The organism is Paenibacillus borealis (assembly GCF_000758665.1).
GTDB classification, from domain to species: Bacteria; Bacillota; Bacilli; order Paenibacillales; family Paenibacillaceae; genus Paenibacillus_AQ; species Paenibacillus_AQ borealis.
Genome location: NZ_CP009285.1, coordinates 3656879 through 3671986 on the forward strand (window position 1 = coordinate 3656879; position 15108 = coordinate 3671986).

The following is a 15108-nucleotide window of genomic DNA, read 5'->3' on the forward strand; positions in this document are numbered from 1 at the left end:
TATTCAGCGAGGAGATTATCTAATGAGCACTCAAACCGAACCCTTGAAACGTACCACCACCCCTTTCCGATATGATATCGTTGGCAGCTTCCTGCGCCCTGCGGCGCTTAAGGATGCCAGATTACAATACAAGAACGGTGAAATCACCGCCTCCCAGCTTACAGAAGTTGAGAATGCTGAGATTGTTAAGCTCGTGCAGAAACAAAAAGAGGTAGGACTTCAAGCGGTTACCGACGGTGAATTCCGCCGCTCCTGGTGGCATCTGGACTTCTTCTGGGGCTTCGATGGTGTTGCGCGTACAATCATTGATCAAGGCTATAATTTTAATGGCGCCGAATCGAGACCTGAAACAGCTCGCCTAACCGGTAAAATAAGCTATAGCGGCCATCCGTTTGTCGCGCATTATGCTTTTCTGAAAGGAATTGCTGGTGATGACGTGGTTGCACGCCAATCCATTCCTGCAGCAGCGCAGCTCCTGTTCGAGCTGGACCGGGCAGAAAATAAGGAAAGCACAAGCACCCTCTATCCTGACCGCAAAGAGCTTGTTGCCGATATTGCCAAAGCGTACCGGGCAGCGATTCTGGATATCTATGCCGCAGGCTGCCGCAGTATTCAAATTGACGATTGCACATGGGGAGCCCTGTGTGACAAACAATTTGTTGCTGTCATGGAGCAGATCGGTGTGAATGTTGCTGAGTATGCGAATGAATTGGCAGAATTGAACAAGGCGGTTGCAGCCGGTCTGCCGGAGGATCTGATTGTGACGACACATGTATGCCGCGGCAATTATGTATCCACCTATGCAGGGGTAGGCGGAGGTTATGAGCCGATCGTTCAAACATTGCTCAGCATCGATAACTACTCGGGATACTATCTGGAGTTTGATACCGAACGGGCCGGTGACTTCAAGCCGCTCCGCTTCCTGAAGGATGACCAGCAGGTTGTGCTTGGCGTATTCTCTTCCAAGTTCGGTGAGCTTGAGAGCAAGGATGATATCCTGAAGCGGATTGAGGAAGCGAAGCAATACGTTGATCTGAACCGGATATGCCTGAGCCCGCAATGCGGATTCGCCTCGACCGAAGAAGGCAACTACCTGACAGAGGAACAGCAATGGCGCAAGCTTGCTTTCATCAAAGAAATCGCCGATGAGATCTGGAAGTAAGCACTAAACTTCTAGTATAATAGAATCGACTAATAACCGTACGGATAGCCATCCGTACGGTTATTAGCGTCTGATGGGACGGAGGGGAGACGAGTAATGAAATTACATATTATAGGCGGCGGGGGAAGCGGGAAATCCTACATATCCGCATTAATGAGCCGGAAACTGAATATTCCGCATTACGAATTAGATGATATTTTCTGGGATAATGAAGCGGATGTATATGGAGTGAAAGCGCCGGAGGAAGAGCGGGACCGTAAGCTGAAAGAATTCGTCAGCCGTGAATCATGGATCATCGAAGGTGTATACCGTGCGTGGGTAGGGCCAAGTTTACTGGCTGCGGACAAAATCATCGTGCTTATGCCGCCGTTATCTCTACAAGAAGAGCGAATATGGAAAAGACATCAAGAACGTATATCTGGAGTGGCTGTAAGTAACAAACGTGAGACGCTTGAAAGCGTTCGGGAGCTGATAGAGTGGAACAGGGACTATAATCTTGTGAAGCTTCCCCGGTTTATTGAAAGCTGTGAGTATAAGGATAAGCTGATTACCGTAAACAATAACCTGGATATTCTGGAGCTGCTGGCAGCCCTAACGGAGTAAGAGAGCAGGGGGTTATATACGGAAAATTACGGCAAATACAAAACAGTCTTTGGAAAGATTCCAAAGACTGTTTTGTATGCCGATTTTATTCAAGACCTAATTCAATATGATAACAGAACCGAAAGAAACAGTCTATATTTTTTCCGGGATTTATAATACAGTGGGGTAGCCGGCAATAAATGAAGAAGCGGAGTGTTGTTCCTTGGAAATTTATTGTCATCTCGATCCTGCTGCCTTACAGGCGTATTTGGGGAAGGTCTTTGGCACCGGTTATTCTGTTGCAATGGTTACAAAGATGCATGGAGGCGCGCAAAAGGTGGTCTATAAGATAGACTGCACTAATGGATTTTCTTGCGTTCTGTATGTGTGGGATATAACCATGAATTATTTTCAGGAAGAAATTGCAAATCAATATACGAATGCACAGTCCTACGGCAGCGAACTATTTGAAATCAACAACAGATATTTAACCGGACACTCTATCCGGACTCCAATCCTTTATGATTTAAATAAGGAAAGGAATCATTATAATTTTGATTATGCGCTTGTGGAGTATGTAGCAGGGCAAGATGCCGAAGCTTATTTCAATCACCCCGATGCCAGGGTTAAGGATACTATCTTTCAACGCCTGGGAGACATGATTACGGGCATGCATGCGGGTGAAAGCGGAATCTACGGAAAGCCAAATCAAGCGGAGTCTAATACGGAGCAATGTCATCTTTTACAATTCGAAAACGCTAAAATTCAGTTGTCTTATGCCTCCGAATATATTGACGTTATCCGCGAGAATCAAGGTAAGCTGCTTGATATGCTGCACAACCTTGAGTCCCAAATAGAACCCAGAAGCCGTTATGGATATATCCATGGCGAGCTTGGTCCTAATCATGTGCTGGTTACGGATCATCTGGAACCCTGTTTGATTGATATCGAAGGAGCTGAATTCTACGATATTGAGCATGAGCACAGTTTCATGGAATTTCGTTTTGGCGATTTCTACCGGTATCTGAAGAATGATCATCTCGATGTTAACAGGAAGCTGTTCTATCAATATCATCATCATCTGTCGTTGATCTCGGCTGGTCTAAAGCTGGTCCAGAGAGGTTATCCGGATCAGCAGACTGCGAAGGGAATCTCTGATTATCATACCAGACGTGCTTTGCAGTTTATAGAAGATGTAACCGAGAATTAAATAATACTGCGGGACTTCAGAAAGAAAGTCTCTCTCCACGATGTGGATGGGGGGCTTTCTGTGAGGAGTTTGTGACCGCGGCGGATTCGTCGTGTTTGGCAGCGCGCTTATGAGTAAATGAAGAAATGAAGCAGGACAGAACGGAGCCCATGGAAAATAACTGTATTCTATACAATTAAAAGACGGCGAAAACCCCAATGTGCAGGAATAGCTGTATTCTGTACAATTAAAATAGAGAAAAGTGTTCTTCCCCGGCAAAGTAGTATTATATAAGTGTACAGAGTGCAGTTAAATCTCCATCTGAGGCATATGGGCAAGCTTTAGTTGTACAAAATACAGTTAAAGCTTGATTATGTTTTTTGCCATAATATCTGGCCTAAGCCAGTACAACATAACAGCGGCAGCTCAGGACTTCTTCCCGTCCATGGCTGCCGCTGTTTAATTATTGCGTCACACTAGACCCGTTTACTTGGCAAAATCCAGCCCTTTGTCTGCAAGCGCCTGGCGGAGAATCCGTACTCCCTTGGGACCCATGCCATGCAGCTTCAGCAGCTCCTCTTCTGTTATATCGGTTAACTGCTCCAGGCGTACAATACCGGCTCCGGCCAGCGCCCGGTGCGCGGGCTTGGAGATTGTCTCAGGCAGGCTGCTGCCTTGCGGGGATTCATGAGTATCTGTCACTGAGCATGCTCCTCTCAAAATAGTGCCTGTTACTGTGTGGTCAGAACCATCTCCAGCGATACATTACTTTGCCCGGAATGTTCGGCCATGCTGCGGATATAGCCGGACATGAATCCGCCCTCCATACTCTCCCACAGCTTGTATCCCGGCATGGCTTTGATCTCATCCAGTGAGTCAGCGGCAGTACCCGCGAAATACTTAATGTTCAGCTTGGACATGACCTCAGCCATTGACTGCTTCTGAGCTTCTGTAAAGGTGCTATCCTTCAGTCTGGTCATTGCCTTCTCATATGATTCAGTTGCAAAGGTCTCTTCAGCATACGTTTTGAAGTTCAGCAGATGAGGATCCGTAATATCATTTGCCTGGGCCCAGCCCTCCACATCTACAGTAGACGTGATGTAGGTAAAAGCACGGGAGACCGGATCAAACGTCATCGCACCGTACTGATGGGGATTAACGGCCATTGCACTTGTAGCAATATCGTATACAGGCATGGCCGGATCAATAGAATCCTCAGCGGGGTCCCGGCGGATATCCTGCATATGGATATGCCCGGATAAGACCAGATTGAGACCATCGTTGCGGAGCGTCTTCATGGTCTCCTGGCTGTTGTTAAGCTTGAAGCCGGATACCGCCATGGAGGTGTGGCTTAGCAGATTATGATGCATCACTGTAATAACCGAGACATGCTCCTCTGCGGCCCTCTTCATATTGTCATCAATCCAGGACAAGGTAGAAGGTAAGATACGCCCGTCCGTCTGCGGGAAGTTATATTCTTCATTATGCGCATATTGGGCACTGTCAATCATCAGAAGCCAGAGGCCCGGAGCGGCCTTTACGACATAACTTAGGCTGTCAGTATCCCGGGATAGCGCCTCATCGTAACCGAAATCCTCATAGGTCGCGAGAAAATCCTCAACATTAATATGATCTGTGACCACCTGCTTGTCACCGTCAAAGGATCTGGCCCAGGGGTTATTGATATCGTGGTTGCCGGGAATAACATAAACGCTGGTCCCCAATGCCTCAATCCGGTGCAGCTTCGCGGCCAATTCCTTATGGCTGCTTGCTTCACCATTGTTGGTCAAATCGCCGCTCAGGATGAGGAATCCAGGTTTCTTCTGTTCCACATCATAGACAAGGGCTTCGGTTAATTCGTCGCTGTAGGGAAGCATCTTACCGTCTCCGCCCGTGACATAGGTCTGGAAGGCTTGGCCGCCATCCTCAAGCGCTTTATCCAGGTAATGTGTATCTGTAGCCACCCAGAAGGACACAGGCTCTGTAGAATCTATAGGTGAATCACTTTCAGTAACAACGGCTGCTGCATTCAGTGATGGCGAAGCTGTGTCCTTGCAGCCTCCAAGAACCAGGGCAGAAGAAAGCAGTATAAATAATGTGAATTTTATTGTTAATTTAGTGCCATTTATATGAGGGGAGCTCATGAATTGACCTTCTTTCTGCACTTTTGCTGAATCATTGTAGCGTATTTCTTGTCAGATTGTATATACGAAAAGTTAGTGCCATGTTTCTAAACGGGGAGATCAGCTTATAGAAAATAGTGGAAGGCGTATAAATACTACGAATACTGCGACACTAAGAGCTGATATATACGCGTAAGATAGCGGGCAGGAAAAAGTTGTGAGTAAGTGTTGTATTCCAGTAGGAAAAGTGTTAAGATTTAAAAAAGTAAGTTACTTAATTTAATGGAGGTAGTTATTTTATGTCTAAAAACTTTTTCGAAGCGGTAAAAGGCAGACGTTCCGTATATGCGATCAGCAAAGAATCTCCAATCTCCGACGAACAAATCCAGAAGATCGTAGAAGAGGCGGTATTACATAGCCCGACTTCCTTCAACTCGCAAAGCTCAAGAGCTGTAGTTCTGCTGGGTGAACAACATGATAAGCTGTGGGACATTACCGCAGAAACCCTTCGCAAGATCGTTCCGACTGAACAATTCGAAGGCACTGCCCAGAAATTAGCTTCCTTCAAAGCCGGTTACGGCTCCGTGCTCTTCTTCGAAGATCAGGCGGTGGTGAAGCATCTTCAGGAAAACTTCGCGCTGTATGCAGAGAATTTCCCGATCTGGGCCAACCAGTCCTCCGGGATTCTGCAGTTCGTAGTGTGGACAGCTTTCGCAGAACAGGGTCTGGGCGCTTCGCTTCAGCACTACAATCCGTTGATTGACGATGAAGTGAAAGAAACATTCGGCATTCCGGCAGAGTGGAAGCTGATTGCACAGCTGCCATTCGGCACAACTGTAACCCCTCCAGGAGAGAAGGAATTCCAGCCGATCGAAGACCGTGTGAAAGTCATTAAATAAGAAAACATTACAATAAGTGGTTTAGAACCTCCCTGATCCGGCTAAGTATGATTATAGTCAGATCAAGGAGGTTTTTGTTATGCCATGGAATAAAGAAGACTATCCGGATTCACTGAAGAACTTCACTGCGCCTGTGCGCAACAAGGCTGTGGAAATTGCCAACGCGCTGCTTGAGGATGGCTATGAGGAGGGGCGGGCGATTGCCATTGCAACCGCACAGGCCAAAGAGTGGGGCGAGAATCACGACAAACAGATTCGTAAAAAGAACCATTGACAGCTGCGCCCGGGCCAAGGGCCGGGCATAAATAAAGAGGACAGGCGGGAATCCGCCTGTCCTCTTTGTATAGATTATATATATTACTTGGCTGGAGCTTCTGTTGCAGCTGCAGCAGGATCTGCACTGGCATCTGGTGCAGCAGATTCTGCAGGAGTAGCGGATGCATCAGGAGTATCGGTCAAAGTATTGGTGATGGTGGCGTTCTTGGTCAAATCAGCCAGCCACGTAGAAGACATTTCCGATACTTTCTGCGCTTTCAGAGTCTTGGTGATTTCCTCTTTCTTCTCAGCAAGTGTATATTCATGTGCTTCTTTACGGTCAGTAACTTTGATAATGTGGTAGCCGTAATCGGTCTTCACAGCACCACTGGTTTCGCCAACCTTGAGTTTGAAGGCAGCATCAGAGAATTCAGCAACCATATCGGCACGCTTGAAGAAGTCAAGATCGCCGCCGTTGTCCTTGGAGCCGGTATCTGCGGATTTTTCTTTGGCCAGTGTGGCGAAGTCTGCTCCGTCCTTCAGCTGTTGAACAATGGCGTCAGCTTCTTCTTTGGTTTCAACAAGGATGTGGGAAGCACGGACTTCTTCTTCCTGATTGAAGGTAGCTTTATTCTCGTCGTAATATTTGGAGATATCCTCATCCGTAACGGTAACCTTAGGTTCAACCAGCTTGCGGATCTCAACCTGCAGCGGCATTTGCTTCTTCAGGTCATCAAGAGTCATAGAGCTCTGCTGCAAAGCGGAATTCAGGGCTTCCTCACCGCCGAATTGGGTTGTCAGGTCTGCAATCTCCTGATTGATGTCTTCATCGGTAACGGTAATGTTGGCTTTCTTCGCTTCCTGATCTACGAGCGTAGTAGTAATCAGGTTCTGCAGTGTGGATTCGCCGCCTGCTTCAACCAGTTTATCGTATAGCTGTGCTTTCGTGATATCCGTTCCGTTAACGGTAGCAACAGCGATCTTGCTGTCGTCTTTCTTGAAAGGCTGCACAATCAGAACTACGATTAATGCCGCCGCCAATATGATGGAAGCGATCATCCAGCCTTTGCCGCCCGCAGGTGCTGCCGGCTTGGAAGGAGGAGTGCCGTCGCCTACCTTATTCATCACGGGAACGCTTTCTTCAATGTTCGGAGACTGCACGCTGCTGGAGCGTTCTGTTGCAGCTTGTACAGGTTCTGCCGGAATAATTACTTCTTCTTGAGGTTCAGATACAGCCTCAGCAGGTGCAATTCCATCTTCCGGGGTAATCACAGAAGCGTCGTTCTCATCCGGCGTTCCGCCGTTTTCGAGCTGTTCATTTTCGTTGAAATCTTTTTTGTCCATTATAATTAATGACTCCCTTCAATATAGGTGGTGCCTGTCTTTCTACAACTTTACCAGAAAACAGAATTCCAAACCTTAAGAAAGTATAAAAAAGCATAATAACTTTTTAATATTCCATTAAGAAACAGGAAAAAGCCGGAGCAGCAAAGGGTTGCCCCATGCTCACTCCGGCCCGGTTAGAGAGCTGTATTCTAAGGATGCTGCAGGCAGCGGCGGATAGGTATCCGCCTCAGGAGCTAAGTCCTCTCAGCAGATGGCGGATGCTTTCCTGTTTGCGTCTGGGAACGCGTACAGATTTCGCATACAAGCCCATTTCACCGAAATAGATACAGTCATCTTCAATGGAGCTGATCTTGTTCAGGTTAACGTAGCAGCCCCCGTACACATGATAATAGCTGTTGCTCGACAATAAGCGGTTCAGTTGCTCGGCAGTCATTCTCTTTTTAATGTTGTAGTTTCTGCCGTGAAAAATGACAAGGTCATGGTCCCCGACCTTAAAGAACAGAATGTCTGTCTCCACCTCGAAGTCCTCATATACATTTCTGGCTTCCAGCAGGCTGCTCATTCGTGTTCCCCCTTTATACATAATTAACATTGATGTTAGCGCTTTCATTATAGCATACTCTTTTTGCTTTGAGAAGTCTTATTTTTGAAATGTTTTTTGTCATTTTTTCCGTTGCATTTGTCATACCTCACGAAAAACTGTAAATTATATAGATGGCTGATATGCATCCATAACAACAACTTGGAGGAGGAGTACCCAGATGAATGAGAATACGAAGCTGCTGTTGTTTACCGGCTCTTATGCAACTGCAGAGGAGAGCGGAGTTCAGGTATATGCTTTTGACGGTGCAGCAGGAGGTACACTTGAGCGGCTGGATACAGCAGAAGGCATAACGAACCCGACGTTCGTAAATGTGGATCCTTCCGGGCTGAAGCTGTATGCGATTGGCGAGAAGCCGAATGGTGAGGGAGGCAAAGAGGGGGAAATTGTAACCTTTGCTATTGAGCCTAAGACCGGCAAGCTGACTGAATTGAAGCGGACTCCGACGATGCCTGCTGCAGGCAAGGGTCAAACTACGACCTGTAACATCAACAGAGATCCTGAAAGTGAACATATTGTAGTATGCAGCTATCACGGTGGATTTGTAGGACTGCTTACCCTGGATGCAGACGGATTACCTGTAGGGCTGACGGATACTGCAGTACATACCGGACATAGAGATCTTCCGGGCAAGGACCGGCCGCATCCGCATTCGGCCATCTTCAGCCCGGATGAGCGTTTCCTGTTTGTGTCTGATCTGGGACTCGATCTGATCCGGACTTACCGGATCAATAAGGAAGCGAAGACACTTGAAGCGCTTGGAGATACTGCTCTGCATGAAGGCGCAGGACCCCGCCATTTCGTATTTCATCCGGATGGCAAATCTGCATATGTGATCAATGAGCTGGATAGTACCGTTACATCTTTCCTGTATAATGCTGCCGAAGGGACTCTGCAGACGGCAATTACGGTATCGACACTTCCTGAGGGATATCCTTCAGAGAATAACAGCTGCGCTGAAATTGCATTTTCCAAGGATGGCAGATATCTGTACGGCTCTAACCGCGGACACGACAGTGTGGTGGTCTACGCTGTGAATCCTGCATCGGCTGAGCTTACTTTGGTGGAGCATGTATCAACAAGAGGGGGGCATCCGCGCCACTTCACGGTAACGCCGGACGGAGCGTATCTGATTGTTGCCAACCGGGACGGCAATAATCTGGTAGTCTTCTCGCTGGACACTGCCAGCGGGCGGTTAACCTTCACCGGAAATACGGCGGAATTGTCCAAGCCGGTCTGTGTCATGCCTGCTGTATTTGCGGGATAAGTAATTGGGAGCGGACAACAACTGTTAAGCGGAGCTTGTCCTGACAGGCAACTATGGCAAAAGGAACACCGGAATGGCTTGCTCCGGTGTTCCTTTTGAATTCGGGACGGTTAAATTGTCGGTGTTAGGCCCAGAGATGCGCCGGGCGGGGCTGCTTATTTGAGCGAGACGGGCTTCAGCGGCACTACCGTTGAGACTGCCGATTTGAAGAGCACGTTCTGTCTGCCGTCACCTTGACCCTGCAAGGTGATTGTATAAGCGTCATAAGAGGTTACAAGTCCCTGCATTTTGACTCCGTTAGTTGTAAAAATCGTCACGGGCACTTTTGTTGAGATACACTGGTTCAACAAACGTTCCTGTAATTTTAGACTTTCCACTTTGGCAGCACTCCATCTTTATATGAATTAACTTCTTAGGCAATTATAACACGGGAGAGTCTCTCCCAGGAAATCGGTCATGTGGCGTGAAAATAGACAAGGGGGTAGTTATGCTTTATTATCATTACTGGTCCGGCGGATTTCGCCGTTTTATATGGTTTTTGCTGGGATTTATCCTGATCGCTGTATTGGTTAAGCTGGGCGGAACTGCCGGCTTTGACCGTGCAGTTATACATATGGTGCAATCTATGGAATCACCGCCGCTGACAGCGCTGGCCAAAAGCTTATCGCTCGTAGGCTCCTCGAAGCTGGCCATCGGGATTTCGCTGCTGACTATGGCGATATTGTTCTTCGCGCTGAAGCACCGGATGGAGCTAGCCCTGTTTCTGTGGGTAGGCATTGGCTCACAATTGCTGAATACTCTTCTTAAGCTGTGGTTCCACCGGGAGCGTCCCACCATTCACAGGCTGATTGAACAGGCGGGATACAGCTTTCCGAGCGGACATTCCATGGCAGCCTTCTCATTGTATGGGGTGATTGCTTATCTGCTCTGGAGGCATATGCGCAACAGGCGTGAACGCCTCGTCCTGATCCTGTTCACCGTGCTGATGACCGGCGGGATCGGCTGGAGCCGGATTTATCTGGGAGTGCATTATCCGAGTGATGTGATCGGCGGATACGCAGCCAGCGGGGCATGGCTCATGTTGTCAGCCGCCTGCTTCGAGGCTTACCGGAATTTCAGGGAGCGCAGAGGGGCAGACCCGCACAGAAAAAAGGATGCCCGCAAATAATCTGCAGGGCATCCGCCTCATTGACTGGAGCTTTAGCGTGTCTTCGGCGCAGCAGGCTGCTGTGGAGGCTTGGCCTGGTGAAACTGTGCTGAACGGCTTAGGCTCAGCTTGATCATAACAGGCAGTCCGGCCTTCAGCTTATCGGCGTCCTCTTTCGTAATCCGGCCGTCCTTGACTGACTCGTCTACTTTGAGGCTGGCTGCTTCGCTCAGCTTCTGGATATACTGATCTTCGCTCCAGCCCTTTTTCTCTTGGGCGAGGGCATAGAGTGTCTTGCCCGCCTTCAAGCTGTCTACCAGCTCTGAACGGTCCATCTCAAGCAGCTTGGCCGTTTCGTTGATGATGAAGTGGCCTCCGGCTCTGAAGTTCCTGTTGGCACCGTGAGGATGGCCATGCTCCTTACCGGCATGAATGGAATCCGGTGCGGAAGTAGGTGTGCTGGCGGACGGGTTCTCGGCAAATGCGGCAGCCGGTGCCATAGTAAGCATTACGGCTGCGGCCAGCGCGGTTAATCTTTTGATATTGTTGTTCATGATTCACCTCTTCTGAGTTGTGTATTAGCTGACAAGTACCCAGTATTCCCCGAAAGCTGAAAGAATCCTTAAACCCGGCTTAAGCCATACTAAAATTCGCCAGCTTACTTCATGGGTAATAATGTGTGTGCAACTATTAGAGATTTACCGAATACCTTCAGGATATACATAAATATTTAATAGCAGCATTTATATTAGAATTAGATCAAGCTTTTTAGGAGGGATGGATTTGGCTTTTGGTGCCCGCATACTCAAAACAGGAATGGCAGTCACGCTCGCACTTTATCTGTCCGTTCTATTCAATTTCGCTTCCCCTGTCGGTGCGGCCATAGCGGCAATTTTCGCAATGCAGCCATCCATATACAGATCATGGAGGTATTTCCTCGATCAGATTCAGACCAGCACCATGGGGGCTGTTATTGCACTGCTGGGCGGAATGCTGCTGTCCAATGAACCGATTGCGGTCGGGCTGGTATGTATTCTGGTGATTATGATCAGCATGAAAATGAACCGCGCCGATACGATCGGCCTGACGCTGGTTACCGTGATCTCCGTAATGGAGGCATCCGGACAGTGGCAATTCGCGCTTACCCGTTTTCTGCTGACGCTGACCGGTATCCTGTCGGCGTTCATTATTAATATCGCTGTCTTTCCGCCGAAGCCGCGCAAGCAGTACATCCAGCAGATTGAGAATGTGTTCACCAGCCTTTCACTGTTGCTAAGGACTGCGGTATCACATGAAATGAAGGAAAGTGTATTCCGGGATGAGAAGAATAGCCTGGAAGGCTCCATTAAAGCACTGGCTGATAAGTATGCATTGTTCGAAGAGGAGCAGAAACAGCTCAGAAGGGCCAAATACAGTCAGACCAGACAGATGGTGGTGTATAAGAATCTGCTGAATTCTCTGCAGAAGGGATATCAGGTGCTGGAGGCTATAGACCGTCATTACTTCCAGGCAGAGCGCACAGAGCGGACTGATGAGCTGTTTGACCGCCATCTGGAGCAGCTGATTAAATATCATGAGTACATCCTGCTGAAATTCGAGGATAAGCTGAAGCCTGGCGCGAATGATTCCGAACTGCTTGCGGATGACAACGACCGGTTCCTGGAGGCAGCAATCCACGGGTATGATCCAGAGAAATCCGGACAGCTGAGGCTGTCTGTGGTGGCGGCGGCCATTTATGATTACGGCTACCAGCTGGATCGTCTGGATAGGGTTGCTGATCAGATTAACCGGATGAACACAGACGAGAAGGATACCGCCGGCATGAATGAATAAGATAAAGAACAAAAAATCCGGTCCCAGAGGGAGCGGATGAATATATACATGAGGTTCAGTAGTATGATTAGTAAATAAATTAAGCGGAAACTTGTAAAAGCGCTAAAGACTTGGTAATATAAAAAGATATCGAATAACATAAAACCCAAAAAAACATAGTTATTCAATTTAATTATAACACGGAGAATTATGAATGTCAACCTTCTGAAGGGGATGAAATGCATTGGATAAACATGATCACGAGTGGCAAGAAGAACAGGAGCGGGTAACCGGAATTACCAGACAATTATCTACCCACATCCGGCTGCTGTCGGAGGAGCTGGGACTCCACCGCACGGATGTCGTGGATATGCGTAAAGACTTCTGGGAGGAAGTTACGGTGAACTTCAGCAGCCCCGATGATCTGGGCGAGACCTCTACCAGCCTGCGGCAGCAGGCGCAGATCCTGAACGAACGCGAGCGCCATCATCTGCAATCCAGTAAAGCACTCAAAAAATATAAAAAGCTGGTCGTATCCCCCTACTTCGGCCGGATAGATTTCTCGGAATCTGCGGATACGGCGGCAGAAAAAATCTACCTGGGCATCGGTTCACTGATGGAGGATAACGGGACCTTCCTGATCTACGACTGGCGGGCCCCGATATCGAGCCTGTATTACGACGGTGCGCCGGGCCCGGCGGCCTATGACACACCAGGCGGTTTAATTACGGGGAACATGGAGCTCAAACGCCAGTTTGTAATCGATAATGGAGAGATCGAAGTCATGTTCGATACCGGCGTAACGATCGGCGATGAGCTGCTGCAGCAGGTGCTAAGCCACAGCGCCGATGACCGCATGAAGAGTATCGTTGCGACCATCCAGAAGGAACAGAATGCGGTAATCCGCAACGACAGAAGCCGGATGCTGGTTGTGCAGGGAGCGGCCGGGAGCGGCAAGACTTCAGCGGCGCTCCAGCGTGTAGCTTACCTGCTCTACAAATACCGCGAGGTGCTGCAGGCGGACCAGATGCTGCTCTTTTCACCGAACCCGCTGTTTAACAGCTATGTATCAACCGTTCTGCCTGAACTCGGTGAAGAGAATATGCAGCAGACCACCTTCCAGATGTATCTGGAGCACCGGCTCGGACAGGAGTTTCAGCTGGAGGATGTGTTCAATCAAACAGAGAGCCTGCTGAACGCGCCGGATGGACCGGAAGCCTCCATACGAAGAGCAGGAATTACCTATAAATCCTCCGTATCTTTCCTGGATGTCATCCGGCGGTATGTAAACCTGCTGGAACATGAAGGAATGATGTTTAAGCCGTTGATGTTCCAGGGTCGTGCGGTTGTGGGCAAAGAAGAGATGGAGCGCCAGTTCTACAGCTATGATCCGGGTATCAAGCTGGCTAACCGGATCGAGCTGATGACGGGCTGGCTGCTCAAAAGAATAGCTGCGTTCAGCATTGAGGAACGTACTGCATCATGGGTTGAAGACCAGATTGAGCTTATGGATAACAGCGATTATCAGCGTGCTTACAATATGATGCGCCGCAAGGGTGGAGGGCATAATGAGAGTTTTGATGACTTTGATACGGAGAAAATCATGCTCGCCCGTTATATCGTCAGCCAGCGGCTTAAGCCGCTGCGCGGGTGGACCAAACGCGGGCGGTTCGTCGATGTAAAGGGGCTGTACAGCAGACTGTTTACGGACCGGGAGTTAATGGACAGCTTGAACAGCAGCCGGGATCTGCCTGAGGAATGGGATGACATCTGCGATTTCACGCTGGCCACCATTGCCGGGAATGAGCTGGCCTATGAAGATGCGACTCCGTTCTTGTATTTGAAGGAGCTCAGTCAGGGTTTCCGGACGAATACGCTGATCCGGCATGTCATTGTCGATGAAGTCCAGGACTATTCCCCGTTCCAGCTGGAGTTCATGCGCCGGTTGTTCCCAAGGGCCAAAATGACGGTGCTCGGCGATCTCAACCAGGCGATCTACGCCCAAGGTGAGGTGCTGGGAGATTTGGCAGGATTGGTCAGCATCTATGGTGCAGAGAACACGGAGGTAATCTCATTAACCCGCAGCTACCGCTCTACCTATGAGATTGTCGAGTTTACTCGGGCAATGATCCCCGGAGGGGAGAAGATCGTACCCTTTAACCGGCGCGGCGAGGAGCCTCTGCTGACGGTGGTGGACAGTGAAGCCGACTTGCTGGCTTCGGTGGAGCAGGATGTGCTGAATCTGCACGCACAGGGCTATCACTATGTAGCGGTTATCTGCAAAACAGCGGAAGAAAGTGCACGGGTGCATAGCGAACTGCAGAGCAGACTGCCGGTAAGGCTGGTTACGAAGGAGACGCCTAATTTCCAGAAGGGTACGTTGGTGTTGCCTGCATATCTGGCCAAAGGCGTGGAGTTCGACGCGGTAATTATCTACGATGGCTCGGCAGAGAAATATGGCCGTGAGCATGAACGTAAGCTTTTCTATACCGCTTGTACCCGGGCGATGCATCTGCTTCATATCTACAGCCTGGGACAGCCTAATCCGTTCCTTCCGGCTGCGGTGCGTGAGACTGTATCGGCAGGGTCTTTGCAGGACTAAGATAGCTATGGATTGTCTATATAACCGTCTTTGCGTGTAACGCAGGACGGTTTTTTGGCGTTAGCGAATACCGGACCGCAGAAAAAACCACAATAAGAGGTGTTGTGAACAATGAACTCTTA

At 48.8% G+C, this 15108-nt stretch carries 15 protein-coding genes; 9 read left to right on the top strand and 6 right to left on the bottom strand.

What is annotated here, in order from left to right:
* Positions 1-22: 22 nt before the first annotated feature.
* The 3 genes from PBOR_RS15265 (at position 23) to PBOR_RS15275 (ending at position 2954) form a co-directional block, all read left to right on the top strand.
* Positions 23-1162 (top strand): 5-methyltetrahydropteroyltriglutamate--homocysteine S-methyltransferase, encoded by a 1140-nt coding sequence (locus PBOR_RS15265; protein ID WP_042212999.1) that lies wholly within the window; start codon positions 23-25, stop codon positions 1160-1162.
* Between the two features lie 96 nt (positions 1163-1258).
* Positions 1259-1765 (top strand): P-loop NTPase family protein, encoded by a 507-nt coding sequence (locus PBOR_RS15270; protein ID WP_042213002.1) that lies wholly within the window; start codon positions 1259-1261, stop codon positions 1763-1765.
* A 247-nt stretch (positions 1766-2012) separates the two neighbouring features.
* Positions 2013-2954: a phosphotransferase gene (locus PBOR_RS15275; protein ID WP_042219444.1), complete on the top strand. Its 942-nt coding sequence runs from the start codon at positions 2013-2015 to the stop codon at positions 2952-2954.
* 465 nt (positions 2955-3419) lie between these two features.
* Here the strand turns inward: PBOR_RS15275 and PBOR_RS15280 are convergent, their stop codons facing one another.
* Together PBOR_RS15280 and PBOR_RS15285 are read right to left on the bottom strand one after the other, a co-directional pair.
* Positions 3420-3635 carry a helix-hairpin-helix domain-containing protein gene (locus tag PBOR_RS15280; protein WP_042213004.1) on the bottom strand — a complete coding sequence of 72 codons (216 nt, stop codon included), beginning with the start codon at positions 3633-3635 and terminating at the stop codon, positions 3420-3422.
* Positions 3636-3664: 29 nt separating this feature from the next.
* Positions 3665-4897, bottom strand: a complete 1233-nt coding sequence (locus PBOR_RS15285; RefSeq protein ID WP_157764045.1) for a metallophosphoesterase — start codon at positions 4895-4897, stop codon at positions 3665-3667.
* Between the two features lie 458 nt (positions 4898-5355).
* On the opposite strand from PBOR_RS15285, the gene PBOR_RS15290 reads away from it, so the two are divergent.
* Together PBOR_RS15290 and PBOR_RS15295 are read left to right on the top strand one after the other, a co-directional pair.
* Positions 5356-5955, top strand: a complete 600-nt coding sequence (locus PBOR_RS15290; protein WP_042213006.1) for a nitroreductase family protein — start codon at positions 5356-5358, stop codon at positions 5953-5955.
* A 79-nt stretch (positions 5956-6034) separates the two neighbouring features.
* A complete protein-coding gene (locus PBOR_RS15295) occupies positions 6035-6229 on the top strand; it encodes a DUF2188 domain-containing protein (protein WP_042213008.1) in 195 nt (64 codons plus the stop codon).
* Positions 6230-6312: 83 nt separating this feature from the next.
* Here the strand turns inward: PBOR_RS15295 and PBOR_RS15300 are convergent, their stop codons facing one another.
* Together PBOR_RS15300 and PBOR_RS15305 are read right to left on the bottom strand one after the other, a co-directional pair.
* Positions 6313-7554 carry a peptidylprolyl isomerase gene (locus tag PBOR_RS15300; protein ID WP_042213011.1) on the bottom strand — a complete coding sequence of 414 codons (1242 nt, stop codon included), beginning with the start codon at positions 7552-7554 and terminating at the stop codon, positions 6313-6315.
* A 229-nt stretch (positions 7555-7783) separates the two neighbouring features.
* Positions 7784-8119: a LytTR family transcriptional regulator DNA-binding domain-containing protein gene (locus PBOR_RS15305; RefSeq protein WP_039298093.1), complete on the bottom strand. Its 336-nt coding sequence runs from the start codon at positions 8117-8119 to the stop codon at positions 7784-7786.
* Positions 8120-8318: 199 nt separating this feature from the next.
* Between PBOR_RS15305 and PBOR_RS15310 the strand changes: the two genes are divergently transcribed.
* Positions 8319-9425 carry a lactonase family protein gene (locus PBOR_RS15310; protein WP_042213015.1) on the top strand — a complete coding sequence of 369 codons (1107 nt, stop codon included), beginning with the start codon at positions 8319-8321 and terminating at the stop codon, positions 9423-9425.
* 155 nt (positions 9426-9580) lie between these two features.
* On the opposite strand, the gene hfq is transcribed toward PBOR_RS15310, so the two are convergent.
* On the bottom strand, positions 9581-9802 hold the full coding sequence (hfq, locus tag PBOR_RS15315) for an RNA chaperone Hfq (protein ID WP_039298097.1): 222 nt from the start codon (positions 9800-9802) through the stop codon (positions 9581-9583).
* 110 nt (positions 9803-9912) lie between these two features.
* On the opposite strand from hfq, the gene PBOR_RS15320 reads away from it, so the two are divergent.
* The gene (locus PBOR_RS15320) at positions 9913-10593 is read left to right on the top strand and encodes a phosphatase PAP2 family protein (protein ID WP_042213018.1); all 681 of its coding nucleotides are present in this window, start codon (positions 9913-9915) and stop codon (positions 10591-10593) included.
* 32 nt (positions 10594-10625) lie between these two features.
* Here PBOR_RS15320 and PBOR_RS15325 read toward each other — a convergent pair whose 3' ends face one another.
* Positions 10626-11126: a hypothetical protein gene (locus PBOR_RS15325; RefSeq protein ID WP_042213021.1), complete on the bottom strand. Its 501-nt coding sequence runs from the start codon at positions 11124-11126 to the stop codon at positions 10626-10628.
* Positions 11127-11355: 229 nt separating this feature from the next.
* Here PBOR_RS15325 and PBOR_RS15330 point away from each other — a divergent pair, with 229 nt between their 5' ends.
* Both PBOR_RS15330 and helD read left to right on the top strand, forming a co-directional pair.
* Positions 11356-12405, top strand: a complete 1050-nt coding sequence (locus PBOR_RS15330) for an FUSC family protein (protein ID WP_042213023.1) — start codon at positions 11356-11358, stop codon at positions 12403-12405.
* A 223-nt stretch (positions 12406-12628) separates the two neighbouring features.
* Positions 12629-14986 carry an RNA polymerase recycling motor HelD gene (helD, locus tag PBOR_RS15335; RefSeq protein ID WP_042213025.1) on the top strand — a complete coding sequence of 786 codons (2358 nt, stop codon included), beginning with the start codon at positions 12629-12631 and terminating at the stop codon, positions 14984-14986.
* The last annotated feature ends 122 nt before the right edge of the window (positions 14987-15108 follow it).